This window comes from Bradyrhizobium sp. 14AA (assembly GCF_054185205.1).
On sequence record NZ_JAVAYM010000039.1, the window covers coordinates 1 to 25473 of the forward strand.

The 25473-nt window shown below is 63.7% G+C and carries 26 protein-coding genes and 1 pseudogene; 14 read left to right on the plus strand and 13 right to left on the minus strand.

Annotated elements, in window-relative coordinates; genetic code table 11:
- The 8 genes and pseudogenes from RAD15_RS40060 to RAD15_RS40095 form a co-directional block, all read left to right on the plus strand.
- Window positions 1–127, plus strand: a pseudogene (locus RAD15_RS40060) (IS481 family transposase); the annotation flags it as partial.
- Window positions 128–465: 338 nt separating this feature from the next.
- Window positions 466–741, plus strand: coding sequence for a CtrA inhibitor SciP (gene sciP, locus RAD15_RS40065; RefSeq protein ID WP_002714638.1), 276 nt, complete (start codon window positions 466–468; stop codon window positions 739–741).
- 182 nt (window positions 742–923) lie between these two features.
- Window positions 924–2534 (plus strand): flagellar basal-body MS-ring/collar protein FliF, encoded by a 1611-nt coding sequence (fliF, locus tag RAD15_RS40070; protein ID WP_458184212.1) that lies wholly within the window; start codon window positions 924–926, stop codon window positions 2532–2534.
- A gap of 46 nt (window positions 2535–2580) precedes the next feature.
- Window positions 2581–3669, plus strand: a complete 1089-nt coding sequence (fliG, locus tag RAD15_RS40075) for a flagellar motor switch protein FliG (protein WP_458184213.1) — start codon at window positions 2581–2583, stop codon at window positions 3667–3669.
- Window positions 3669–4292 carry a FliH/SctL family protein gene (locus RAD15_RS40080; protein ID WP_458184214.1) on the plus strand — a complete coding sequence of 208 codons (624 nt, stop codon included), beginning with the start codon at window positions 3669–3671 and terminating at the stop codon, window positions 4290–4292. Before fliG ends, RAD15_RS40080 begins: the two co-directional genes overlap by 1 nt.
- Window positions 4293–4295: 3 nt before the next feature.
- The gene (fliN, locus tag RAD15_RS40085) at window positions 4296–4646 is read left to right on the plus strand and encodes a flagellar motor switch protein FliN (protein ID WP_007614079.1); all 351 of its coding nucleotides are present in this window, start codon (window positions 4296–4298) and stop codon (window positions 4644–4646) included.
- 53 nt (window positions 4647–4699) lie between these two features.
- Entirely contained in the window at window positions 4700–6085 is a 1386-nt protein-coding gene (gene flbD / locus RAD15_RS40090) for a sigma-54-dependent transcriptional regulator FlbD (protein WP_458184215.1), read from the plus strand.
- A 343-nt stretch (window positions 6086–6428) separates the two neighbouring features.
- A complete protein-coding gene (locus tag RAD15_RS40095; protein ID WP_458184216.1) occupies window positions 6429–7577 on the plus strand; it encodes a M20 family metallopeptidase in 1149 nt (382 codons plus the stop codon).
- Between the two features lie 148 nt (window positions 7578–7725).
- On the opposite strand, the gene RAD15_RS40100 is transcribed toward RAD15_RS40095, so the two are convergent.
- The 9 genes from RAD15_RS40100 to RAD15_RS40140 form a co-directional block, all read right to left on the minus strand.
- Window positions 7726–7881, minus strand: coding sequence for a hypothetical protein (locus RAD15_RS40100; protein ID WP_458184217.1), 156 nt, complete (start codon window positions 7879–7881; stop codon window positions 7726–7728).
- Between the two features lie 91 nt (window positions 7882–7972).
- The gene (locus RAD15_RS40105; RefSeq protein WP_458184218.1) at window positions 7973–8554 is read right to left on the minus strand and encodes a flavin reductase family protein; all 582 of its coding nucleotides are present in this window, start codon (window positions 8552–8554) and stop codon (window positions 7973–7975) included.
- A 34-nt stretch (window positions 8555–8588) separates the two neighbouring features.
- Window positions 8589–9449, minus strand: a complete 861-nt coding sequence (locus RAD15_RS40110) for an ATP-binding cassette domain-containing protein (protein ID WP_458184219.1) — start codon at window positions 9447–9449, stop codon at window positions 8589–8591.
- Between the two features lie 20 nt (window positions 9450–9469).
- Window positions 9470–10276, minus strand: coding sequence for an ABC transporter permease subunit (locus RAD15_RS40115; protein ID WP_458184220.1), 807 nt, complete (start codon window positions 10274–10276; stop codon window positions 9470–9472).
- A complete protein-coding gene (gene ssuD, locus RAD15_RS40120; RefSeq protein ID WP_458184221.1) occupies window positions 10273–11451 on the minus strand; it encodes an FMNH2-dependent alkanesulfonate monooxygenase in 1179 nt (392 codons plus the stop codon). Before ssuD ends, RAD15_RS40115 begins: the two co-directional genes overlap by 4 nt.
- Window positions 11448–12401: a sulfonate ABC transporter substrate-binding protein gene (locus RAD15_RS40125; RefSeq protein WP_458184222.1), complete on the minus strand. Its 954-nt coding sequence runs from the start codon at window positions 12399–12401 to the stop codon at window positions 11448–11450. Before RAD15_RS40125 ends, ssuD begins: the two co-directional genes overlap by 4 nt.
- A gap of 38 nt (window positions 12402–12439) precedes the next feature.
- Complete coding sequence (locus tag RAD15_RS40130) at window positions 12440–13390, minus strand: sulfonate ABC transporter substrate-binding protein (RefSeq protein ID WP_458184223.1); 951 nt, start codon at window positions 13388–13390, stop codon at window positions 12440–12442.
- Between the two features lie 565 nt (window positions 13391–13955).
- Window positions 13956–15119 carry a cytochrome P450 gene (locus RAD15_RS40135; RefSeq protein WP_458184224.1) on the minus strand — a complete coding sequence of 388 codons (1164 nt, stop codon included), beginning with the start codon at window positions 15117–15119 and terminating at the stop codon, window positions 13956–13958.
- A 128-nt stretch (window positions 15120–15247) separates the two neighbouring features.
- The gene (locus RAD15_RS40140) at window positions 15248–17035 is read right to left on the minus strand and encodes a sulfatase-like hydrolase/transferase (RefSeq protein ID WP_458184225.1); all 1788 of its coding nucleotides are present in this window, start codon (window positions 17033–17035) and stop codon (window positions 15248–15250) included.
- Between the two features lie 769 nt (window positions 17036–17804).
- Here RAD15_RS40140 and RAD15_RS40145 point away from each other — a divergent pair.
- Window positions 17805–18917: a helix-turn-helix transcriptional regulator gene (locus RAD15_RS40145; RefSeq protein WP_458184226.1), complete on the plus strand. Its 1113-nt coding sequence runs from the start codon at window positions 17805–17807 to the stop codon at window positions 18915–18917.
- A 358-nt stretch (window positions 18918–19275) separates the two neighbouring features.
- Here the strand turns inward: RAD15_RS40145 and RAD15_RS40150 are convergent, their stop codons facing one another.
- Window positions 19276–20046: a helix-turn-helix transcriptional regulator gene (locus RAD15_RS40150; protein WP_458184227.1), complete on the minus strand. Its 771-nt coding sequence runs from the start codon at window positions 20044–20046 to the stop codon at window positions 19276–19278.
- A 506-nt stretch (window positions 20047–20552) separates the two neighbouring features.
- On the opposite strand from RAD15_RS40150, the gene RAD15_RS40155 reads away from it, so the two are divergent.
- Complete coding sequence (locus tag RAD15_RS40155; protein WP_458184228.1) at window positions 20553–20714, plus strand: hypothetical protein; 162 nt, start codon at window positions 20553–20555, stop codon at window positions 20712–20714.
- Between the two features lie 246 nt (window positions 20715–20960).
- Here RAD15_RS40155 and RAD15_RS40160 read toward each other — a convergent pair whose 3' ends face one another.
- A complete protein-coding gene (locus tag RAD15_RS40160; RefSeq protein WP_458184229.1) occupies window positions 20961–21614 on the minus strand; it encodes a hydrolase in 654 nt (217 codons plus the stop codon).
- A 128-nt stretch (window positions 21615–21742) separates the two neighbouring features.
- On the opposite strand from RAD15_RS40160, the gene RAD15_RS40165 reads away from it, so the two are divergent.
- Window positions 21743–22624 (plus strand): LysR family transcriptional regulator, encoded by an 882-nt coding sequence (locus RAD15_RS40165; RefSeq protein ID WP_458184230.1) that lies wholly within the window; start codon window positions 21743–21745, stop codon window positions 22622–22624.
- A gap of 139 nt (window positions 22625–22763) precedes the next feature.
- Here the strand turns inward: RAD15_RS40165 and RAD15_RS40170 are convergent, their stop codons facing one another.
- On the minus strand, window positions 22764–23258 hold the full coding sequence (locus tag RAD15_RS40170; protein ID WP_458184231.1) for a septal ring lytic transglycosylase RlpA family protein: 495 nt from the start codon (window positions 23256–23258) through the stop codon (window positions 22764–22766).
- Window positions 23259–23470: 212 nt separating this feature from the next.
- Complete coding sequence (locus RAD15_RS40175; RefSeq protein ID WP_458184232.1) at window positions 23471–24676, minus strand: LLM class flavin-dependent oxidoreductase; 1206 nt, start codon at window positions 24674–24676, stop codon at window positions 23471–23473.
- Between the two features lie 106 nt (window positions 24677–24782).
- Here RAD15_RS40175 and RAD15_RS40180 point away from each other — a divergent pair, with 106 nt between their 5' ends.
- The 3 genes from RAD15_RS40180 to RAD15_RS40190 are packed head-to-tail and all read left to right on the plus strand — an operon-like array spanning window position 24783 to window position 25469.
- A complete protein-coding gene (locus RAD15_RS40180; protein ID WP_458184233.1) occupies window positions 24783–24956 on the plus strand; it encodes a hypothetical protein in 174 nt (57 codons plus the stop codon).
- Window positions 24943–25128, plus strand: a complete 186-nt coding sequence (napE, locus tag RAD15_RS40185) for a periplasmic nitrate reductase, NapE protein (RefSeq protein ID WP_018318384.1) — start codon at window positions 24943–24945, stop codon at window positions 25126–25128. Before RAD15_RS40180 ends, napE begins: the two co-directional genes overlap by 14 nt.
- A 26-nt stretch (window positions 25129–25154) precedes the next feature.
- Complete coding sequence (locus tag RAD15_RS40190) at window positions 25155–25469, plus strand: chaperone NapD (protein WP_458184234.1); 315 nt, start codon at window positions 25155–25157, stop codon at window positions 25467–25469.
- The last annotated feature ends 4 nt before the right edge of the window (window positions 25470–25473 follow it).

Below are 25473 nucleotides of genomic sequence, written 5' to 3' on the forward strand. Positions count from 1 at the left end.
CGCCCAAGAACTGCCGGTCTGGCTACACCAATACAACTGGCACAGACCCCACGGTGGTATAGACTCCCAAACGCCGATCAGCAGGCTCGGTTTGTCCAAGGACAACCTCTTGAGGCTCCACACCTAGTGCGCAATTGCGCACGGGAGCCGGGACCCATAGCAACCGAACGTCGTTCTAGTGCGAGGACGTAACCCCGAGCCTTCGCCAAACTACGCGCTGGGGTAATGGGTCCTGGCTTTCGCCAGGACGACTGTTAGGGGCCTGGCAACACCGCCCGCAGGCCCCCATTCGTTAGTAAAGTATTTACGAACACCCCCTCGACCGGCCGTTTGGCCCGTCGAGACGACGGCGTTCCCGCCATTTTCAACGAGAATTGTATTGAAGCCTTAGGCTTAGCGGATTTTTAAGTCGCCCGGCGTAGGGTTACGGCGTGAGTTCAGTGGTTGAGAGTTTGTGAGTACGCCATGACAGAACCCCATCGCCCGAGGGTAAAATACGTCATCGGGCCGGACGGTAGTCCGTTGACGATCGCGGATCTGCCTGCACCCGGCACCAAACGCTGGGTCATCCGCCGCAAGGCTGAAGTCGTTGCCGCTGTTCGCGGCGGGCTTCTCTCCCTCGAGGAGGCCTGTAGCCGTTATACCCTGACGGTCGACGAATTCCTCTCCTGGCAGTTTTCCATCGACCAGCATGGTCTGGCGGGTCTTCGCACCACCCGCATCCAGCAATATCGCCAGTAGGCGATCCGGAAATCTGCGGCCTTTGACGAAAATCGGCCCCGCCCTGCGAGGCCGATTTTTTTCATGACGCTACTTTTGTCCGAGCTCTTAACCTTCGTTAACCATATCGAAACCATCACCTAGGCAATAATTGCCCAGTCGGCCTTTCCAGGGAAAGCAGCCGAATCTTTTGGGGCGGTTGCTTGCAAGGTCTTGCGGACTTTCTGAAGGGTATCGGCGCCGCCCGGTTCGGGGCGATGATCGCGGTCACCGCCGCGCTCGTCGGCTTTTTCGCGTTCGTCATCATGCGCGTGACCACGCCGCAGATGACGACGCTGTTCACCGACCTCTCGGTCGAAGATTCTTCTGGAATTATCAAGGACTTGGAGCGCCAAGGCATCCAGTTCGAGATCCGGAATGAGGGCAGCATCATCATGGTGCCCAAGGACAAGGTCACCCGGCTCAGGATGAAGCTCGCCGAGGGCGGCCTGCCCAAGGGCGGCGGGGTCGGCTACGAGGTGTTCGACAAGTCCGACGCGCTCGGCACCACCTCTTTCGTCCAGAACATCAATCATCTCCGCGCACTGGAAGGCGAGCTCGCCCGCACCATCCGCGCCATCGACCGCATCCAGGCGGCCCGCGTCCACCTGGTGCTGCCCGAGCGCCCGCTGTTCTCGCGCGAGGCGCCGGAGCCGTCGGCCTCGATCGTGGTGCGCGTCCGCGGCTCGCTCGAGGCCCAGCAGATCCGCGCCATCCGCCACCTCGTCGCCTCCGCCGTCAACGGGCTGAAGCCGCAGCGGGTCTCGATCGTCGACGAGGCCGGCCAGCTGCTGGCCGACGGCGCCGCGACCGATCCGGAGCAGGCGGTCGGCGACGAGCGCCGCATCTCCTTCGAGAAGCGGATGCGCAAGCAGGTCGAGGACATCGTCTCCTCCGTGGTCGGCTCGGGCCGCGCCCGGGTCCAGCTCTCCGCCGATTTCGACTTCAACAAGGTCACCCAGACCTCGGACAAGTTCGACCCCGAGGGCCGCGTGCTGCGCTCGAGCCAGACCCGCGAAGAGCAGAGCATGACCGCCGACACCAACGGCCAGGTCACCGTCAACAACGAGCTGCCCGGCAACCAGCAGAACAACGGTGTCGCGGCCAAGGACCAGAGCAAGAAGTCCGAAGAGACCAACAATTACGAGATCTCCCGCACCACCAAGACCGAGGTGACCGAGGCCGGCCGGGTCAACCGCATCTCGGTCGCGGTGCTGGTCGACGGCATCTACTCCAAGAACGACAAGGGCGAGCTGGCCTATCAGGACCGCACCAAGGAGCAACTTGACCGCATCGCCACGCTGGTGCGCTCGGCGATCGGCTTCGACCAGAAGCGCGGCGACCAGGTCGAGGTCGTCAACCTGCGCTTTGCCGACGCCCCCTCCACCGCCCCGATCGCCGAGCCCTCGGGCTTCCTCGGCATGCTCCAGTTCACCAAGGACGACGTCATGTACTTCGTCGAGCTCGGCGTGATGATGCTGCTCGGCCTCGTCGTGATGTTCATGGTGATCCGTCCGCTGGTGAAGCGCATCCTCGCCTCCGACGAAGTCGTTGCCGCCATTTCCGGCGTGCTCACCGGCCCGGCCGCCTCGGAAGAGGCCGCGCCGGCCGGCCAGCCGCTCCTGCCGAGCGGTGCCGCCAGCGCGATCGACGTCGCCACCATCCAGGGCCAGGTCCACGCCCAATCCGTTCATCGCGTCGGCGAGCTCGCCGAGCGCAACCCCAACGAAACCGTTGCCATCATCCGCCAGTGGCTGACCGAACCAGCCAAATAATCCAACGCCAAGTAACTTAAGCCAGTGAATCAAGAAGTGATCTGACATGGCCGCCAATCTGCAAAACGCCAACTCCAACGACATCACCAGCGTGATCTCCACGCTCGGCCAGCGTGCCGGCAGTCGCACGGGCAAGGCCGAAGCGGTGGCGGGGCCGAAGCGCGCCGCGATCCTGATGCTGGCGCTGGGTGAGCAGTATGGCGGCAAGATCTGGGGACTGCTCGACGACGACGAGGTGCGCCAGCTCTCGCTGGAGATGTCGACGCTCGGCACCGTCGAGGTCGATACGGTCGAGGACATGCTGCTCGAATTCGTCTCGCGCATGTCGGCCTCCGGCGCGCTGATGGGCAATTTCGACGCCACCGAGCGCCTGCTCCAGCAATATCTGGCGCCGGAGCGCGTCAACGGCATCATGGACGAGATCCGCGGCCCCGCAGGCCGCAACATGTGGGAGAAGCTCTCCAACGTGCAGGAAGAGGTGCTCGCCAACTATCTCAAGAACGAATATCCGCAGACCATCGCGGTCGTGCTGTCGAAGCTGAAGCCGGAACATGCCGCCCGCGTGCTCGGCATCTTCCCCGAGGAGCTCGCACTCGACGTCGTCAACCGCATGCTGAAGATGGAGGCGGTGCAGAAGGAGGTGATCGAGAGCGTGGAGAAGACGCTGCGCACCGAGTTCATGTCCAATCTGTCACAGACCCGCCGGCGCGACGCCCACGAGGTGATGGCCGAAATCTTCAACAATTTCGACCGCCAGACCGAAACCCGCTTCATCACCTCGCTGGAAGAGGACAACCGCGAATCCGCCGAGCGCATCAAGGCGCTGATGTTCACCTTCGACGATCTGGTGAAGCTGGATTCCGGCTCGGCCCAGACCCTGATGCGGAACGTCGACAAGGACAAGCTCGGCGTCGCGCTCAAGAGCGCCAACGAGGACGTCCGCAACTTCTTCTTCGGCAACATGTCCTCGCGCGCGGCCAAGATGCTCCAGGACGACATGGCGGCGATGGGCCCGGTGCGCCTGCGCGACGTCGACGAGGCCCAGGCGCTGCTGGTCAACCTGGCCAAGGACCTCGCCGCCAAGGGCGAGATCATGCTGACCAAGAACCGCGCCGACGACGAGCTGGTGTATTGATGGGCGCTCCGGCCAAATTCCTGTTCGACACCGACTTCGCGGCGCCCGAGCGGACGACGCGCGAGAAGGCTGCGACCGCCGCCGAGATCGCCCAGAAGATCGCGGAAGCCGAGGCGCGTGCCTATCAGGAGGGCTTTGCCGCCGGCCAGCACGAGGCCAAGGCCGAGAGCGACCGCCGCGTCGCGCTCGCCATGGAGGAGATCAACATCGGTGTCCGGGGCATCGCATCCGGCATCGGCAACATCGAATTCAAGATGGAGACCGAGGCGGTCGACGTCGCGGTCGCGGTGGCGCGCAAGCTGTGCGCCGACCTCGTCGCCGCCGAGCCGCTCGGCGAGATCGTCGCGCTGGTCAAGGACTGTTTCTCGCACCTGGTCGCAACGCCGCATCTCGTCGTCCGCATCAACGATTCGCTCTACGACGCCGCGCGCGAGAAGATCGAGCGCCTCGCCAAGCAGAGCGGCTTCGAGGGCCGGCTGGTGATCCTCGCCGAGCCTGAAATTACCACCGGCGACTGCCGGATCGAATGGGCCGATGGCGGCGTCGTGCTGGAGCGCGGCGCCATCGCAGCCAAGATCGACGAAATGGTCGGACGCTATATCGCGTCCCGCAGGGGGAGCTAAGCCATGAGCGACACCGACGGACAGGTCCCGCTGCCCGATCTCAACGGCCCGATGCCGCCTGCCGGCACCGACGTCGGCTACAACGAGGACGAATACGCGACGCGCGCCGCCGCCGACCTCGAGGCGGTGTTCGACGTGCCGGTGCAGGTCTCGGCGGTGCTCGGCCGCTCTAAGATGGACGTGAGCGAGCTGTTGAAGCTCGGACCCGGCACCGTGCTCGAGCTCGACCGCCGCGTCGGCGAGGCCATCGACATCTACGTCAACAACAAGCTGGTCGCCCGCGGCGAAGTCGTCCTGGTCGAGGACAAGCTCGGCGTGACCATGACCGAAATCATCAAGACCGAACGCGCCTAAAGCGATCGCAGGAATGACGCGCGGCAGCGCGACCAGACGGACAGGAGATTGACATGCGGCTTCTCATCGTTGGCACATTGAAGGGCCAGCTCACCACCGCCACCAAGATCGCGATGGAGAACGGCGCCACCGTGACCCATGCCGAGGATCACGAGCAGGCGATGCGCGTGCTGCGCGGCGGCAAGGGCGCAGACCTCCTGCTGGTCGACGTCGCCCTCGACATCCGCGACCTCGTGATGCGGCTGGAAGCCGAGCACATCCACGCCCCGATCGTCGCCTGCGGCATCACCAACGACGCCCGCGCGGCGGTCGCCGCGATCCATGCCGGCGCCAAGGAATACATCCCGCTGCCGCCCGAGCCGGAGCTGATTGCCGCGGTGCTGGCCGCGGTCGCCAACGATTCCCGCGAGCTGGTCTATCGCGACGAGGCGATGGCGAAGGTCATCAAGCTCGCCCAGCAGATCGCGGGCTCGGACGCCTCGGTGATGATCACCGGCGAATCCGGCACCGGCAAGGAAGTGCTGGCCCGCTATGTCCACACCCGCTCGACCCGCGCCAAGCGCCCGTTCATCTCGATCAACTGCGCCGCGATCCCCGAGCACCTGCTGGAGTCCGAACTGTTCGGCCACGAGAAGGGCGCCTTCACCGGCGCGGTCGCCCGCCGCATCGGCAAGTTCGAGGAGGCGACCGGCGGCACGCTGCTGCTGGACGAAATCTCCGAGATGGACGTCCGACTGCAATCCAAGCTGTTGCGCGCCATCCAGGAGCGCGTGATCGACCGCGTCGGCGGCACCAAGCCGGTGCCGGTGGACATCCGCATCATCGCGACCTCGAACCGCAACCTCGCCGAAGCCGTGCGTGAGGGCACGTTCCGCGAGGACCTGCTGTTCCGCCTCAACGTCGTGAATTTGAAGATCCCGCCGCTGCGCGAGCGCCCTGCCGACATCCTCGAGCTTGCCCAGCACTTCGTGAAGAAATATGCCGAGGCCAACGGCGTGCCGATGCGCCCGATCTCGGCGGAGGCGCGCCGCGTGCTCTCCACCAACCGCTGGCAGGGCAACGTCCGCGAGCTCGAGAACACCATGCACCGCGCGGTGCTGATGGCACAGGGCGACGAGATCGGCCCCGACGCGATCATCACCCCGGACGGCGATCGTCTCGATCTCGCCAAGACGGCGCCGGCCGTGGCGCACGCGACGATGGCCGCCGAGCAGGTGACGCGGGCACTTGTCGGGCGCACCGTCGCCGATGTCGAGCGCGACCTGATCCTGGAGACGCTGAAGCACTGCCTCGGCAACCGCACCCATGCCGCCAACATCCTGGGCATCTCGATCCGCACCCTGCGCAACAAGCTCAACGAATACGCCGACGGCGGCATTCCGATCACGCCGGCGGGGACACCGGGTGAGTATCCGCGGATGCCGATGATAGGGGCGTAGCGGCGCCGTCCAGGCTGTTTGAGACAATGCGAATGCCCGGGCCAGTCCCGGGCATTTTTGTTTTTGCTGGATTGAATGCAAGCGCCGCACCCCCAGTGTCGTCCTGGCGAAAGCCAGGACCCATTACCCCAGGGAGGAATTTGGCGAAGATTCGTCGTCCGGTACTCCTGCCGCCCATACTCGATAGATTCCGCGGTATGGGTCCTGGCTTTCGCCAGGACGACGCTGTGGAGGCATTGTGCGTCCCAATCCACAGCACGCGACATGGCGGCACCGCATTCGGCGACTAGGTCGCGCTTGCACAAGGCTTTATAAGCGCGGAGAGAACCACGCGAGGAACCACATGTCTCAAGCTCAAATCACGGACTGGCTGGCGTCGCAGCGACAGGCGATGATCGATCTGCTGCGCGATGTCGTGAACATCGATTCCGGGTCCTATGACAAGGAAGGCGTCGATGCCGTCGGTGCGCGGTTCGAGCGGCATTTTGCCGAGCACGGCATTCCGTTCCGGCGCGAGGCCAACGCCACCTTCGGCGATGCGATCCATGCCGAGGTGGCAAAGCCCGGCAGCAACGAGAAGCCGGTGCTGTTGATGGGGCATCGCGACACCGTGTTCGGCAAGGGCGAGGCCGGGCGGCGTCCGTTCACCATCAAGGATGGCCGCGCCTATGGACCTGGCGTCGCCGACATGAAGTCCGGCGTCGTCATGAACGTGTTCGTGGCGACCGCCTTCCATAAGTTCGGCGGCTCACCGCATCCGATCAAAGTACTGATCACCTCGGACGAGGAGATCGGCTCGCCCTCCTGCCGCCCGGTGATCGAGCGCGAAGGGCGCGCCGCCCGCGCCGTGTTCAACTCCGAGCCTGGCCGCCCGACCGGCAATGTCGTGACGGGGCGCAAGGGCGGTATCTTCATGCACATGACCATCACCGGAAAGGCCGCGCATTCCGGCGCCAATTTCGCCGCCGGCATCAGCGCCATCGGCGAGCTCGCGCACAAGATCGTGCAGATCCACGCGCTGACCGATCTCGACAAGGGCATCACGCTCAATGTCGGCCTCGTCTCGGGCGGGCAGTCCGTCAACACCACGGCGCCCTCCGCCGAGGGCCAGATCGACATGCGCTATGTCGATCCGGCCGACCGCGCGACGGTGATGGCCGCAATCGAAAGGATCATCGCGACCTCTTACGTGCCGGGCACGAGTGCAACGCTGACGATCAAGGGCGAGTTCGTGCCGGTGGTGCAGAGCGCGGAGTCGAAGGCGCTGTTCGAAGGTTATCAGGCCGCCGCAAGGCAGGTCGGCCTCACCACGCTGCAGGGCGAGTTCTCCGGCGGCTGCGCCGATTCCGGCTTCACCGCAGCGGTGGGCACGCCGACCATCTGTGGCCTCGGTCCGGTCGGCGGGCTCGCTCACACGCCGGAGGAATATCTCGAGATCGACAGCATCGTGCCGCGCGCGCAGGCGCTGGCGCTGGCGATTTTGCGGGGGTGAATCAAGGTGCCGGTGCTTTGTAGGGTGGGTTAGCCCTGCGGCCGCGCGAAGCGCAGTCGCTCGGCGTAACCCACCTCTTCTGCTTCCGCGGAAATAGACAGCGGTGGGTTACGCCTTCGGCTAACCCACCTACGGGACCGACCAAGCCTCACGAATAACTCGGCGCATCCGGCTTGCGGAAAATATGGATGGGGTCGCCCGGCACGATCGGCTGTCCCGAGAACATCGCGTAGGCGTAGAGCGCGAGATAGGCGAGCGCCAGCGCGCCGACGGCGTAGAAGGCCCAGGTCGCGACGCGCTTCATCGTTCCGCTCCACCGCCCTCCGGCGGGAAGGCTCAGGCAGCGCTTCTAGAGCGATGACGGGGAAAAGGCCAGCCTGCGCGGAAATCGGCGATCAGGCGCCGCGCCGACCGTGCGTGGGAACGCTCACTTCGGCAAGCCTGGCGGCGTCTTCGTCCTGATCGACCGCCACATACTGGCCGTGCCAATAGGCCAGCGCAGCGTTGCGGGTCGAATTCCTGACGTCCCTGACACGGCCGATGACGATGCCGTGCGAGTGCCGCTCAACGATCTCCTCGACCTCGCAATCGACGGCGGACAAGGCCCCGACCAGCAGGGGAACGCCGGAGACTGATGTCACCCACTGGGCGCCGGCAAAGCGATCGGCGCCCTTGAGGCCGCCCTTGCCCGCAAAGCGCTCGGCGACATCGAGTTGATCCGCATTGAGGATGTTCACGCCGAAAGCGCCGTAACGGCGGATCAGCGGAAAGGACGAGGCATCGCGGTTGATGCTGACCAGCAGCGTCGGCGGATCGACCGACAGCGAGGTGACCGAGGTCACCGTCATGCCGGTGATGTCCCTGCCCCGCCCGGCGGTGATGACGCTGACGCCACCGGTGAGGTGACGCATGGCGCCGCGGAAATCGGCAGACGAGACGAGGGTATCGGGCATGATATTGCGGGGGACTACGTTCATGGCATGCTCCCCCGAAAGCGGGGTTCCCTTGTATTTAGGTACGATCGTCCGCCGACAACAGATGGCTCAGGATCGAGCCTTCGAGGCCCGCAAGCTCGACCGAACCACGTTCACGGGGGCGGGCCGCGTTAACCGTAACGTCCTGGGCAATCCGCCCCTCCTCGATCACCAGCACCCGGTCGGCCAGCGCGACGGCTTCCGCGACGTCGTGGGTGACCAGGATCGCGGTAAAGCCCTGGTCGCGCCAGACGCGCTCCAGCAGGCGCTGCATCGAGATCCGGGTCAGCGCATCCAGCGCGCCGAGCGGCTCGTCGAAGGCGAGCACGCGCGGACGGGACACCAGCGCGCGGCCAAGCGCGACGCGCTGCTTCTGGCCGCCCGACAGCACCGAGGGCCACTGGTCGCGCTTGTCGGCAAGCCCAACCTCGGTCAGCGCCTTCTCCGCGCGCGCATGCGCATCGCCGGACGCACGCTCGCGGCCGAGGCCGACCTCGACATTGGCGAGCACGCGGGCCCAGGGCAACAGCCGCGGCTCCTGGAACATGACGCGGATGTCTTCGGGCTGGGTATCCTGGCCGAAGCTGATGCTGCCTGCGTCGATCCTTTCCAGGCCGGCGATCAGCCGCAAGAGCGTGCTCTTGCCGCAGCCGCTTTTTCCCACGATGGCGACGAACTGGCCGGCGGGGATATGCAAATCGATGCCGCGCAGCACCTCATTGTCGCCGAAGGATTTTCGCAGGCCGCGGATGCTGAGCGGCAGACCGCTGCCCTGCACTTGGCGTTTTTCTTGGCGTTCTTCTTGGCGCTCCTCGCGCACCACACGGGCGTGAGGGGCGAAATTGGCGCGGCTGGCGAGCTCGGTTTCCGGAAGAGACGTACGAAGGGCTGTCTGCATGTGATTCCCAGTATTTCTGCTCAACGTTTCCAATAGGCGGGGTGCCAGGAGAGGGTCAGGCGCTCCAGCACGCGGGAGGCGCTGTCGGCGAGCTTGCCGAGCAGGGCGTAGATCAGGATCGAGAGCACGACGACGTCGATCAGCATGAACTCGCGCGCCTGCATCGCCATGTAGCCGAGGCCGGAGGAGGCCGCGATGGTCTCGGCGACGATCAGCGTCAGCCACATGATGCCGAGCGCGAAGCGGATGCCGACGAAGATCGAGGGCAGCGCGCCCGGGAAGATCACGCGGCGGAACAGCTCGCCGTCGGTCATGCCGTAGATGCGGCCCATCTCGATCAGCTGCGGATCGACGGTGCGGATGCCGTGCAGCGTGTTGAGGTAGACCGGGAAGAACACGCCCAGCGCCACCAGGAACAGCTTTGCGCTCTCGTCGATGCCGAACCACAGGATGACCAGCGGGATCAGCGCCAGATGCGGCACGTTGCGCACCATCTGCAGCGTGGTGTCGGTGAGCTTTGCGGAAAGCTGCGACAGGCCGTTGGCGAGCCCGAACGCAAAGCCGATGCTGCCGCCGATCAAAAAGCCGATCGAGGCGCGCCAGAACGAGACCCAGATGTTGCGGACGAGCTCGCCGGAGAGCAGCAGCTTCCAGCCCGCCAGCGCGACGTTGCTCGGCGCCGGCAGCACGCGCGTCGGCACGAAGCCGGTGACGCAGGCGACCTGCCAGATCGCGATGATGGCGAGCGGCACGATCCACTGGATCAGGCCTTCGACCCGCGGCAGGCGGAAGCTGCGCGGAAGTGAAACGCTGTCGATCAGGCTCATGACTGCGACACCCGATGCTGCGGACGGAAATCGCTGCCGACCGTCTCGCCGAAGGGACCGCCGTTGAAGTGCAGCTTGGTCACGTTGGAGGGCTGCTCGAGCGAGAGCAGCGGGAACACCAGCTCGGCGAAGCGATAGGCTTCCTCCAGATGCGGGTAGCCCGACATGATGAAGGTATCGATGCCGATGTCCTGATACTCCCTGATGCGGGCCGCGACGGTCTGGGCGTCACCGACCAGCGCCGTGCCGGCGCCGCCGCGCACGAGGCCGACGCCGGCCCACAGGTTCGGGGCAATCTCGAGCTTGTCGCGCTTGCCACCATGGAGCTGCGCCATGCGCTGCTGACCGACGGAATCCATGCGGGCGAAGTTCTTCTGCGCCAGTGCGATGGTGTCGTCGCTGACATGCTTGATCAGCTCGTTGGCAGCCTGCCACGCCTCGTCATTGGTCTCGCGGACGATCACGTGAAGGCGGATGCCGAAGGACAGCTTGCGGCCACGCGCGGCGGCGACTTCCCTCACCTTCGCGATCTTCTCGGCGACCAGGGCCGGCGGCTCACCCCAAGTGAGATATTTGTCGACGGTGTCGACCGCGACGTCGATGCCGGCATCGGACGAGCCGCCGAAATACAGCGGCGGCCGCGGCGACTGCACCGGCGGGAACAACAGCTTGCCGCCCTCGACATGGATGTGCTTGCCCTCGACATTGACGGTCTTGCCGGCAAGCAGGTCGCTATAGACGTTGAGGAACTCGCGGGTGACCTCATAGCGCTCGTCATGGCCGAGGAAGATGCCGTCGCCCTTGTTCTCGACGGGATCGCCGCCGGTGACGACGTTGACGAGAAGCCGGCCGTTGGTAACGCGGTCGAGCGTCGCCGTCATGCGCGCGGCAACGCTCGGCGATTGCAGGCCAGGGCGGACGGCCACGAGATAGCGCAGACGCTCGGTGAAGGGCGCGACTGCCGAGGCGACGATCCAGGAATCTTCGCACGACCGCCCCGTCGGCAACAGCACGCCGAAATAGCCGAGCTGGTCGGCGGCCTGCGCGATCTGGCGCAGATAGTTGAAATTGACCTCGCGGCCGCCGATGCCCGTGCCGAGATAACGGCCGTCGCCGTGGGTCGGCAGGAACCAGAGGATGTTGGCGTTGGATTGCTTACTCATGTGCTTGCTCATGATCCTGGCTTGCGCGCCACGTCGGAAATCTTGATGGATTTGGGGATCAGGCTGAGTGCGAAGAACGCATCCGCAACCTGCTGCTGGTCGGCGATGACGGCATCGGTGATCGGCTTGATGCCGTAGGACTGCCGCCTCAAGGCCACCTCGACCACCGGCACCGACAGGCCAATCGCCGGCGCCAATTGCTCGGCAACCGCATGGATGTCGCCCTTGGCCCAGTCGTCGACAGTGCTGAGCTCGGCGAGCACGGCATCGACGACCTTCGGATTGGCCTCGAGGAATTTCTTCGAGGAGAAATAGAACTGGTAGTTGGCGACGATGCCGACGCCGTCAGCCAGCGTGCGCGCACCGGTGGCGGCTTCCGCCGCGGCCTGGAACGGATCCCAGATCACCCAGGCATCGACCGCGCCGCGCTCGAAGGCGGCGCGGGCATCGGCCGGCGCGAGGAACACCGGTTCGATCTCGGAATACTTCACGCCGGCCTTCTCCAGCGCCTTGACCAGGAGATAGTGGACGTTGGAGCCCTTGTTCAGCGCAACCTTCTTGCCCCTGAGCTCGGCGACCGATTTCAGCGGGCTGTCCTTCGGCACCAGGATCGCCTCGCCCTTCGGCGCCGGCGGCTCATAGGCGACATACTGGATCGGCGCACCGGCGGCCTGCGCGAAGATCGGCGGAGCTTCGCCGGTGTTGCCGAAATCGATCGCGCCGACATTAAGCGCTTCGAGCAGCGGCGGGCCGGAGGGGAATTCGGTCCACACCACCTTGTAGCCGTCGGCGGCGAGCTTCGGCTCCAGCGAGCCCTTGCTCTTGAGCAGCACCAGCTTGCCGTATTTCTGGTAGCCGATGCGGACCACCTTGTCCTGACCGTAGGAGGTGCCGACCGCGGCGGCGACGATGCCGATCGACAGCACGACGGCTGCGATCAGACGCTGGATGATACGCCTCATGTTCAGACCTTTTGAAATGGGGAGAGTGGTCGGCACGGTCAGGCTGCCGGATTGCGCCAGACGATGTCGCGGATGACGATCGGCTTCGGGATCAGGCCGAGCTTGTGGAAGCGGTCGGCGACGCCCTGCTGGGTCACGACGATATCGTCGGTGACGGGGCCGACCACGAAATTCGCGCGGTTGGCGGCAACCGTCTGGATGTCCAGCGGAACGCCGGTGATCGCGGCGAGCGATTTGGCGACCTCGTCGCGATGCTGTTCGGCCCATTTGCCGGCCGCGGTCGTCACGTCGACGATCTGTTGCAGGATCGCCCCGTTATTCTTCGCGAAGTCGCGGTTGGCGATGTAGAAGGAATTGGTCTTGGTGACCTCGCGCGCATTGATCAGGATGCGGCCGTTCTGCTTGGTCTCGCCGATCGCGAAATACGGATCCCAGATCGCCCAGGCCTCGATGCTGCCATTGGCGAAGGCAGGTCCGGCGTCCGGCGGCGTCAGATAGACCGGCGTGATGTCGGCATAGGTGAGGCCGGCCTTCTCAAGCGTCTGCACCACGACGTTGTGGGCGCTCGATCCCTTGGTGAAGCCGATGCGCTTGCCCTTCAGGTCGGCGATGACGCGGATCGGCGAATCCTTCGGCACCAGGATGCCCTGGCCGTTGGTGATGGGCTGGCCGGCGGCATAGACGATCGCGGCACCCGCGGCCTGCGCGAACACCGGCGGGGAATCACCGACCGCGCCGAAATCGACGCTGCCGACATTCATCGCCTCCATCATCGGCGGGCCCGAGGAGAACTCGACCCACTTCACCTCGATGCCCTGCGCGTTGAAATGTTTTTCCAAGGAAGCCTGCTGACGCGTAATGACCAGCACGCCGGTCTTCTGGTAGCCGATACGAATTTCCTTCACCGCGCCTTGCGCGATCGCGGGCGCAGACAGCGCCGCGAGCGCTGCGGTTCCAGCAGATAGCTTCAGAAAGTCCCGACGTCGCATTCCACACTCCCGGCCGCGGGCGGCCGTCATCATTCGCGTTTCGAGAATGATGGTGCGCCTTATCGGGGGTGTCGAGACGCGCGGAAAAATAGCGATGCGCGCACTGCGCGCGTGGCAGAGCGCATGATTAATCTTTCAAGCGGCCGAGTGAATGCAGAGAGAATTTTTCCGCACGGGAATGTGAGAGCCGCACGGATTCGGACCGACGCTCTCATGGCCGAAACATGAAATGTCGAAACAACCCCATGCACAGTAGCCCAAGCTTGGAAAAACAACGACTTACGAATTATCCGAAATCGACTTGACCCGTCGGGCAAAACAGGAGCATGATGGCATCGTGGCGGACTGGGCTGCTGAGGCGCGCAGCTGTCTCCGCCACCTCCGCTGTCATTCCCCGCGAAGGCGGGGAATCCAGTATTCCATTCCAGAGACGCCAGCGCTTCACACAACTGCCGCGGCGTACTGGATCGCCCGCCCCAGTGCGCAACTGCGCACAAGGCGGGCGATGACACCGAACGTATGACGCGAAGCGTGCCTCGATCCCGCGCGCAGGCACCTGCTCGGCCTAATGCCACCTCACCGGCAGATTCTGCAGCCCACGGAACGCCCAGCCGCCGATCCGCACCGGCTCGTCATCGGCGATCTCCAGCTGCTTGGCACGCGCAAACACGGTCGGCAGCGCGACGTCGGCGATCATCGCGCGCGAGGCCCAGGCACCGGCGCAGAAGTGCGGGCCGGCGCCGAAGGCGACGCTCTTGGACGTATCGCGACGTACATCGAATTCGTCGGCGCGCTCAAAATGCTTCTCGTCGCGATTGGCCGAGCCGAACATCAGGAACACGCGCTCGTCCGTCTCGAAGGCAACGTCGCGGATGCTCCACGGCTTGGCGATGCGTCGCGGCGACATGCCGATCGGCGAGATCCAGCGGGCATATTCCTCGAACGCCTCGAGCCAGGTCACCTCACCCTTGCGCACGAGATAGAGCTGCTCGGGATGGGCCAGCAGCGCCCACACCGTGCCGGCGATGGCCTTGCGCGGCTCGTTCTGGCCGCCCGAGATCGCGAGTTTGACGTTCGCGCGCACGCTCTCCATGGCCATGCCGGAAGCGAGCAGCACGCCGAGGATGCTCTGATCCGGGTTTTTGCGCATGACCGGCAGGATGTCGTCGATGGCGGCATCGATGCCCGACGTCGCAGCATGGCAGCGCGCCTCGATCGCGGGATCGCCGGCATAGTTGGCGATGCCTTCGATCATGCCCTGCGACCACGCATCCATGTCCTGAAAGCCGATATTGGTGAGGCCGGTGATCGACTTCAGGCATTCGCCTGAGAACGGCAGCGCGAAGTCGCGCATGAAATCGATCCGCCCCGGCTCGATCGCGTCGATGATGCGATCGGCATGGGCCTGGAACTGCGCGGTCCAATGTGCCTTCACCGTTCTCGGCGACACCGTCGGAAACATCGCGCGCCGCTCGACCTGATGCGCCTCGCCGTCCTTGCGCATCATGTTGTGCCCCATCAGCCGGTTCATCAGGCCTGCGGGCTGGTGCGAGGAGAACACGTCGATCTGCTTCTCTGAGATCGAGATGTCGTCGCGGCAGCTGAGCAACGTCGAGCCGAGCTGCGGCACGAAAGCGATCGGCGCCTCCTTGCGCATTTTGGCAAGCATCGGATAGGGATCGGCCCAGAACGCGGCAGGATCGATGTCGATGCGCGGCGCGGTGCTCAAGCTTCGCTCCCTTGTTGTTCTCCTCGATACCAAGGCTAGCGCCTTCGGGGCCCGCCGTCTGTCCCCATCAATTGGGACAGGCGGCCTCGGGACATGTCTTCAGGAGTGAAATCATGTGTCACTCAAATTCACAAATCGACGCGTTCGATGCTCCAGTCGATCAAGGGAAGTTTCGGCATCTCGCGTCCGTCATCGACGCCGATCTCCGCCTTGATCGTTCGTTCGAGCTTGTCGCTCATCGCGGCGATCAGCGAAGCGTTGCCGGCCCTGTCCACGGCCAGGTTCTTCATCTCGTCAGGATCGTTATTCAGATCAAACAGTTCGACGTCGTTGTGCTTGTACAGCTCATCCAGGCTTGCGGGACGATTGCGCTCTCCGGGAGCGAAATAGCGCGTGAACTTGTAGCGGCCGTCAAACATGGAACGCAGGCTGCCGCGCTTCTTCAGATCAGGCTTGAACCCGTGCTTGAGGAGCTCCACCGCGGGCTTCTTGCCTGCAACGCGCGCATCCGCAACGACCTGCCACAAGGTGCTGTCGTTGGCACCAAGGCCACTATACGTGAACAGGGCCGCCTCGCGTGACGCATGAACATCCGCCGCACCAGGGTTCGTCAGCAGGCTCGTCATGTCCTTCCCGGGCAAGGTGCGTCCGGCGATCTCGCCCGATTTGCTCGCGGGTATTCCGGCGATCGACAGCAGCGTCGGCACGACATCGATATGTCCGGTCAATGCGCGGCATTCCTGGCCTCCGCGGACATCCGGATGCACCATGTAGAACGGGAGATGAGTCGTCTCCTCGTAGGCGAACGGGCCTTTGCCGTGCAATCCATGCGCTCCCGCCATCTCACCGTGGTCGGAGGTGAAGCAGATGACGGTATTGTCGGTCAGCCCGAGCGCATCCAGCTCCTGCAGGACCCGATCGACCTGCAAATCGACAGAACGCACGCAATTGACGTAATAGTCGTGGAAGCGCCGCCAACGCTCCTCCTCCGGCGGGATATGGCCGAGCACGTAGTCCCAGACCTTCAGAAATTCGCCGTGAGCCTTCGGGCGCCCGGCTGCGTCCATGGGCTCCTTGATGTTCTTCGGCAGTGAGACGTCCCAGGTGGCCTTGAACATCTGGTGTTCAGGCGCGCGCGCCGCGTGCTTGATCAAGGCTCCGGTGTCCTGGACTTTTTCCCCGGGACGATCAGTATTGAAATACATGACGTCGTGTGGATTGACGAGGCTGACGAACAGGGCCCACGGCTTGCTGTCATCGGTCAGCGGACGTCCATTGCGGCGCAGCCAGGTGATCGCACTGCTGGCGATCAGCGGATCGAACTGATATCCGCCGAGCGTGTGACCAATGATGTCTCCGACAGAGAAATAATCCGAGAAGCCGTACTCGTCCATTTCCTTGGTGAACAACCGGTCCGGATCCTCGCTGTCGAACTTGCGGTTGAGGTGCCATTTGCCCTTGTAAGCCGTGTAGTAGCCCGCCTTCCGCAACATGTGGCCGATGGTCGGTATCTTGGTCGACAGATTCCTGACCCATGGCACGTCGCAATTTTCAAACATCCGGTTGTCGGGTGTTTGAAGCCCGGTCAAGAGCACAGCACGCGAAGACGTGCACATCACCGCCGGACAATAGTGATTGTGAAAGGTCACGCCCGTTTTCTGCAGGCGCTCATGAGCAGGCAAGGACAGACCAGGCGCCCATTTCGTGCTGTAGCGCTCCTGGTCCGTGAAGATGAAGAGAATGTTGGGTCTGCCGCGGCTCGTCCGCTGGCGCGGTGGTTCAGGCGACGTCTCCGCCTGCGCTGCCTGCAGCGCGGAATCCAACGTCGTACCGCCAAAGGCCGCCGCTGCCGCGCCGGCTAGCCCAAGAAATTCGCGTCTTGAACTCCCTCCAGATACCGCGCCGTCGTCCTTCATCGCCGCCTCCAAATAGAACTATTGCTACACGAGCTGAAAATCCTTGGATTGTCTTCATCGGCGTATTGAATGGATCAGAGCTTAGATTGCCGCGCCACTCAAGTCGTCCAAGCCGGTACAATGGTGAGGCATCCGTCAGCCAACAGGTTGGGACCAGCAGTTGTTGAGACGCGGCCGGACTGTTCTACCGTGCTGCTTGATTGTGTCAGCCGCATTTTGGTGCTCACCTTCGAGGGTGTGCTCATCCGGTGTCTTCTCAATCGATGCGCCCGGCACGCTCGAACGCTGTCGGCAGCGCGACGTCGGTGATCATTGCGCGCGAGGCGCAGACGCCGGCGGGGTGCTTGCGCATCTTTCGCGAGCATCGGACAGGGGTCGGCCCAGAATCCAATGTCGATGCGCGGCGCAGCGCTCGAGCTTCGCTCCCTTGTCGTCTCCTCGACACCAAGGCAAGCGCCTTCGGAAGGCGGCCGTCTGTCCCCCCGCGATTGGGGCAGGCAGGCTGCAAACCATTCCTGACCGGCGAGCCATGCCCCCGAGACCTGAGATCGCGCCGCCGGGATAAACCCGAGGACTCTCAAATAGTTGAAATATGACCATGACTTCTGCCATGCGTCCACCCAGGCCCACTCGGGAAAAAGTAGCAATTGAGTTCCACTGAAACGGGTTGCTATCAAGGGCCTTGGACGAGCGAAGCACAACGGCTCATACGGAAATGCGCGCCGCGCCTCTGAAGGATCGGTCGAATCTGATGGGTTCATCGCGAACAATGACGGGCATCGATTTCGAGCACATCGTGGATCGCATCCATGAGGCCGCGACTGTCCCGGAGCTCTGGCCGGACGTCCTGGAAGACATCGCTCATGCCGCAGGTGCGCATGGCATGGTCATGATTACTTCGGACTCCGATCAGTGGGCCGGCGTCTGGAATGGCGTCGTGACGTCGCCGTCGATCCGCGAGGCATTCTCGGCGTTCCTGCGTAGCGACCTCTCCAGCCGGACGGAGACGACCCCGCGACTCCTGGCGCTTGATCACCCCGGCTTCGTCGGCGAGCAGGAGGCGTTTTCGCCGGAGGAATGGGAGCGCGATCCATATCGCGTGGAATGGAACAAGGTGTGGGGCTTCGAGCACGCTTGCGCGACGGCCGTCCGTAGCCCTTCCGGTGAGATCATCGTTTTCCATATGGAAAGATTGGCCGGCCGCCCCGCTTTTTCGCGGCAGGATCTCGATTTTCTCGACCGGTTTCGTCCCCATCTCGCGCGGGCAGCCCTGCTGTCAACGCGCTGGCGTCTCACGCGGATGCGGGCGGCGACCGAGGCATTGTCGCTGGTCGGTTTGCCAGCCCTCGCGATCACGCGCTCCGGACGGGTTTTGGCAGCGAACGCCTTGATCGAAGCCATGACGGACGTTCTGCATTGGTTGCCGAAGGACCGGATCGCCATAAAAGACCGCGCGGCCGACGCCCTGCTTCGCGCCGGCCTGACTCAACTCGATTCGCCGGACAAAGCCGTGTGCTCGTTCGCCGCGCGTCGCACCAGCGATCTCGATCGGGTGGTCCTTCATCTCGTTTCGATGCCGGGTGAAGCACGCGATCTATTTGATGGGGCGGTTGGCCTCCTCATTGCGACGCCAGTCACCGCCTCCCAGGCACCGAGCCTGGCGCTCATTCGTGGCCTGTTCGATCTCACCCCCAGCGAGGCGCGCGTTGCGCGCGGAATCGCGCAAGGACAGACGACCGGCGACATCGCGGCGCACCACGGGCTAAGTCGCGAAACAATCCGCACGCAGATCAAGGCAGTCCTGGCCAAGACGGGTACGCGCAACCAGAAGAGCGCAGCTGCGCTGTTCGGGGCCATCCCCAAATTGCCACTTAATGATTGAGGCCAAGCCTAATCAAGCCAGACCGGCAAGCTCCCCTTCACCCAAATGGGTGAAGACACCAGGTCGCCCTCCGGGTTCAACTCCGCCCAAGTTGGATGTCTGACGAGAAGCGGCGGGGATGGCAAGACCGGAGTTTTCGATTTTCGAAGTGACCTTGGCACAGCGCAGGCGAAGGAAATGGACCTGGAGCGTCTGCACCGTCCAGGGCGCGGTCGTGATGCAGGGCCGGGAATCCAGTCGACCCGCCGCAAAGTACCAAGCCGAAAGAGCGCTGTTCATGCTGCTGCTCACCGCGCCCTATCGGTCGCGACTTTCCGTGTAGCGGGCGCTCATTGAGCGCGGCATGGTTGCCGGCGCCTCAATTCAGACTGCGCGTGAGCAGGCGCAGCACGATCGCAAACAGCTCGTTCTGCGAGGAGATGCCGAGCCGCTCATAGGCGCGCTTGCGGTAGGTCAGCGTCGAATGCAGGCTGATGCCGAGTTCTTGCGAGATCGCTTCGGAGCTGAAGCCTGCGAGGATGCGGCGGCAGACATCCTGCTCGCGCGGCGTCAACGCGGAGAGTGGCGCGCGCGTCGCGAACAGCGTCGCGAGGTCGGGCGCTGCCTTCTCCTGAAAATGGCGCGCGATACTTGCGGCGATCGCGGGTCCGATGACCTGAAGCCGTTCGCGCTGCGCGGAGCTGAAACGCCCCTGCGCCGTGATGCGGTAGAAGTTGACGTAGAAGCAGGTGTCGCCGGTCCAGATCGCGGCGGCGCATTTATCGACGATGTTGGAGTCCTGGAAGAAGATTTTCCGGTAGCGCGCGCCGTACATGCGCGGGGCGAAGGCCGGCAGCATGATCGGCCCATCGCCCTCGCCTTCGAACAGCGTATCGCGATTGGGATCGGATTCGTGGAACTGGCCGGCATAGGCCGCGCCGAGATCGCCGCCGATCGGGATATTGCCGGCATCGAGCAGACAACTCGCAGCGCCGGCCCGGCGCAGCGCGAACACCATGCAATGGCCCACATCGGCCTGCCGGCGCAGCGTGTCGATCAGAACATTCGGGAAATCGGAGCGGCCGATGGCGAGCACCGCGGACGTGACATCACCCGCCGACGGATTTGCAGGCACCGCCTGAGACCGCATAGTTTTCCTCCGCAAGACGTTGTTTTGCGAGAGGATAGCAGCAAGCTGATTTCCGCGGAAGGCCGAGAGGCCAGCGTCTGCGGACACAGGCCGCAATCACGCTTCGGGGGAATGCAAGGGCGCCCGGAAGCGCCAGGCGGGTCGGCTAGGGGCATCAACGGACGTCGATACCTGGTCGACTGAGTCAGATCCACCAGACCAGGCCTACCTAGGTATGCCCCCTTCATACCCGTGCGCAATGGCGCCAACCGAATGCTGATGCTACCAATAAATCCAGAGTGAAAAGCAACGGAACCGGTCTCGCGGGCCGGCAGTTGCGGAGCAGGGTCGGCGGCGTAACGCCCGCCGGTCTTTCTCGACCTCAAGGTTGTTGTTGACGCATGATCTTTCCGGAAAACCGCTTCGCACTTTGCGCTGACGCGCCCCTTCGGGTCCGGATCATGCTTTAGCGGCGCGTTGCCGCTCAATTGGTGCCTACTGCCACGGTTGGTCGCGGAGAGTACGCCATGAGAAACATCGCCGATCTCCTCATGCGGTTCTGGCAAGGGAGCCAGCTCGCGTCCGATTCCCAGGTTGCGGATATCGCCGAAAACCGGGATCGATCCAGCATGGCTGATTTCGTCCGGATCCTGCAGTCGTACGATCAAGACCAGCTCGGCGGCAGTTAAGACCTGTTTTCCAAGACCTGTTTTCCAAGACCTGTTTTCCAAGACCTGCACGACCTCTTTCCCGTGGGACGTTCAGCCCATCGGCCCCGGTGTCCAATCGTCCCCTGAAAGCGGGCTGACTTTTACGTCATCGATGACCCCGCGTTCCAGGCACGGACGACCTCATAGGGAGGGGGAATGACGAGGCTCGACGAGCGGTCAGGTCTCGCGGCGCCTCGCTCGTGGTTCTCGTCACTCCCGGTTAGATCAGCCTGCGGCGCTCGGCACGGGCGTATTGAGCAGTTGCTGCTCCCACAAGAAGGCGATGCCGCTGCCGGCGGCATGCTGCACAAGCAGCTCAGAAAGCTCGGCGGCATGCTCAGTCCGGGCCCAGTCGCGCTGCCACTCCGAAGCCACGGCCAGCCAGGTCATCATGTTCGCGCCGGCCGCGATCATGCGCTGGATGGCGACCTCGTGGGCCTCGATCGAAGTGCCGCCGGACGCATCGGTAACAACGGTCACGTCCCAACCTTCGCCGAGCGCCTGGATCGTCGGCATCGCAACGCAAATCTCGGTCCATAGGCCGGCGATGATGAGCTGCTTGCGGCCGGTGGCCTTGACCGCGTCGACCACCTTTCGATCTTGCCAGGTGTTGATGAACGTCCGGTCGATCACCTTCTGACCGGGGAAGACATCCGTGATCTGGGGGAAGATGAGACCGCCGCGATCGGCGATCACGCTCGTCAGGATGGTAGGAACGCCGAAGGCCTTCGCGGCCTTCGCCAGCGCCGTCGAATTGTTGACCACTATGTGCGGATCGTGGCTGTTCAGATTCGCAAGCTGGTAAGGCTGGTGGTCGATCAGAACGAGCACCGAATCTTCAGGGCGAAGAAGCGAAGCAAGCCCATTACGAAAGCTCATGAATTTATCCTCTCTTGTGGTGAGACGTGCGCCGGCTGCGGCGCCGTGCCCAGACACTTGTCATTCCCATTTGTGATACGATAGCGCCCTATTCTGCGAAGCTGTGTCGCAAAGTGGGGAACGCCGAGTTGGACATTGAAGACTTGATTACATTCGTCGAAGTTGCCGACGCTGGGGGCGTTTCGGCCGCCGCGCGCCGGCTCGGCGTCTCGAAGTCGATCGTCAGCCGGCGGCTATTCCGGCTTGAAGCGGAGCTAGGTGTCCAGCTTCTTGCAAGAACCACCCGTGGCGCCGCTCTCACAGAAGCCGGGATCACCTTTCGAAACCATGCAGCCATAGTCCGCGCCGAGATCGATGCGGCCAAGGAAATAATCGGGCCCGCAGGCTATCTTCGCGGCCGCCTGCGAATTGCTGTGCCGCTTTCTTTCGGCCCGACCCACTTCGCTCCCATACTCGCAGAAATGGCGCGACGTCACCCGCAGCTTCACATCCACACCGCCTATAGCGATCGCTTCGTCGATATCATTGCCGAGGGATTCGATTGCGCCATTCGGGTTGGTTATCTTCAAGACTCCAACCTGATCGCGAGACGTGTCGGGCCGGTCTACGGGAAACTTGTCGCGAGCCCGGACTATATCAAGGCGCACGGTGCACCGGAGACGCTGGACGAGCTCATCGCCCATGAAGCGCTAATGCAAGGCACCGAACCCTGGCAATTCATGGATGGAGACGAAATCGTCACGGTTCATCCGCGGGGCCGCTTTAAGGCCGACAACGGCACAGCTCTCGCCGTCGCCGCGGCAGCAGGGCTCGGCGTCGCTTGGCTCCCCGATTGCGTGATCCATGAATACGTGGCATCGGGCTCGCTTGTTCCGGTCATGACACGCCATCCACCACCTTCGGCAGGTGCATACGTCGTTCGCCCGCCGGGCCAACATCCCTCAAGGAAGGTACAGGCCCTTACTGAATTGTTGATCGAGCGTCTCGAAGAAAATCCGCCCCTCGCGTGAGCCGCCTTGTCCGCAGAAGCGAGCGCCGCACGCGTCCGCTCTACTGACGACGGTCGACATCACAACGGGATCAGCGTGGCTCGATTCCCAGCCACCAACGGAAGTCGCCAACGCGACTGTCCTTCACCCATGTGGATGTTCAGCCCACCGGCCCCAATGTCCAATCGTCCCCTGAAAGCGGGATAACTCTCACGTCATGAATGACGCCGCGCTCCATGCTCGGATCGAAATGGCGCATCGTCCGCTCGTTGAGGTCGATGATGCGGCCGGGCCTGAGTGGTCCCACGTCATTGATCTTGACGATGACCTTCTTGCCTGCGGCCTCGACGAGGGCATATGTCGGCCTCGCGCCAAATTGGACCCCGCCGAATTTCCGGCGCAGAGTCGTCTTGATGGCAGCCGTCCAGGCAGAGGGATCATAACGCTCGCCCGAGGCTGTGCGCGGACCGCCCTCCTCCTTGCCGGGCTTGAACGGATTGTACGTGGATGCAGCGCCAACGACCGCATCCCCGGAGGCGGCATCGACAACGGCGTTTGAGTGAACCCCACTTGTTTCACATCTAGCAACGGTAACAGACACGGCAAGCGCAACCAGGGCGCCGCAAAGTGCGGCGCTCGAGCGGAACGTCATCATAACTCCTGTGATTTTCGTCGTCCCGGTTCCCGACACCGCAAACAAGGCAAGCGAACGCGGAAGCGTTCATGAAGCTTGCACCGGACTTTTGCGGGTTCGCGCCAACCCCTTGGCTATGGAACCGATGTGCGAACAGAGTGGTTCCCACGCAGTGTTTTACGTTGTCACGACTAAGACAGAGATTGCGTCAGCAGCATGACTTAACGAGCAGCTTATTCCGCCGCCGCTTTCACTGGGGCGACATTGATCGCGAGCTTGCCGTAGCGATCCGTAAAAGCCACGGTGTCGATCTCTTCCAGCTCGATCTCGCCGCTCATCACGTTCCGCTTCCAGGTCTCCTGCGCCGGATCGTTCTGGAACTCCGGCATCACCTCGCGGCCGAACAATTCCAGCGATTCGCAGATGTGCTCGTGGCTGTTCTTGCCCGCCTGGTTGAGCAGGATGACCTGGTCGATATGCGAAGACTGAAAGCGCTTCAGTTTCTTTCGGATCGTCTCGGGCGAGCCGATCAGGCCACCGCGCAGTGCGGCCTCCTGTGCCTCGGGATTGTCGCGCTTCCACTTGTTGTACTCGTCCCACATGTTCACGGTGTAAGGCGCGGGACGTTGGCGGTTTTGCGAGGCGCCGTAGAAGCGCAGCGCGAACTGGAAGAAGGTGGCGCCGTCGGCGCGGGCACGCGCCTCTTCATCCGTCTTCGCGCACATGAAGAACGACACCAGCGCCATGTTCGGATTGATCTCGTAGTCGGCCAATTTGTGCAGCCGCTTGGTCATGGCGTTGTAGTAGGCGTGCACCCAGGCGTGCGCGGCGTCGGCGCTGACGAACTGGAAGCCGAGCGCACCAAAGCCGTGACGGCCGGCGCGCTCGATGGTCGGCAGCTGCGAGCAGGCCATCCACAGCGGCGGGTGCGGCTTCTGCACCGGCTTCGGCACCACATTGCGCAGGGGGATGTCGAAGTATTTGCCGTGGTGCTCGGAGCCCGCGTCCTTGAACATCGGGAAGATCGCGGCCACGGCCTCCTCGAAGACTTCCTTCTTGGTCTCCATGTCGCGACCGAACGGCGTGAGCTCGGTGATCGAGGCGCTCTCGCCCATGCCGAATTCGCAGCGGCCGTTGGAGAGCAGATCGAGCACCGCGACGCGCTCGGCAACACGCGCGGGATGGTTGGTGGTGAGCTGGAGGATGCCGTGGCCGAGCCGGATGTTCTTCGTGCGCTGGCTCGCGGCGGCCAGAAACGATTCCGGCGAGGGCGAGTGGGAATATTCCTCGAGGAAGTGATGCTCGACGACCCAGGCGTGGTCGTAGCCGAGCCGGTCGGCGAGTTCCATCTGCGAGAGCGCGTTCTGGTAGAGCTTGAGCTCGTCGCCCGCCACCCAGGGCCGTGGCAGTTGCAGCTCGTAGAAGATGCCGAACTTCATGGCGTCGCTCTCCCGCTTATTGTTGTTAAGCTCATCTTAAGGTGTGAGGCGGAGCTGTCTACGGAGCAGCAATTCCGCCGTGCGGGAGAATGATCCCGAGCCCGGCATGGCGACGCATACCCGCCTCGGCGCCGCCGCTGCGACATCCGCGCAAGTCGACAGGTTGATCCAGATCAACGCCACCGCGGCCCGATTGCAGCAAAAGGGCGGCAAGGCAACGGCCCGGATGCCGTCCCGCTTCCCATACCATCCCGAAGAGACCGAATATGTCGGCCCCTGACGACACGACTTCGCGCGTGCGCCGTAAGCGCATGGAGATTTTCGCTTTCCTGTTCCTGACCGCGATCGTGATGCCCGTCCTCGCGGTCGGAACGGTCGGCTCCTATGGGCTCGGCGTCTGGATCTACCAGATGTTTGCCGGTCCTCCCGGCCCGCCGCCCTCCCCGCATTGATCTCCTCCAAGCGAAAGACAGGCATCATGGCCCAAGCTTCACTCAACCGCCGCGCATTGATCACCGGCCGGGTGCTCAGCGCCGACCGCGTCATCTCTCCGCCAGGCTGCGAGATCGCCAGCATCATCGTGCAGGCACGGCCCGAGCGCCTCGCCGAACTCGAAGCCGAGATCGCCGCGCTGCCCGGCTGCGAGATCCATGGCCGCGACGCGCGCGGCAAGCTCGTCGTCGTCACTGAGGCGCCGGATGCCGGCAGCCTCGGCACCCTGCTCAACACCATCCAGTCGCTGCCCAACGTCTATTCCGCAGCGCTCGTCTTCCACGCCATCGAAACCGCCTAAGGGC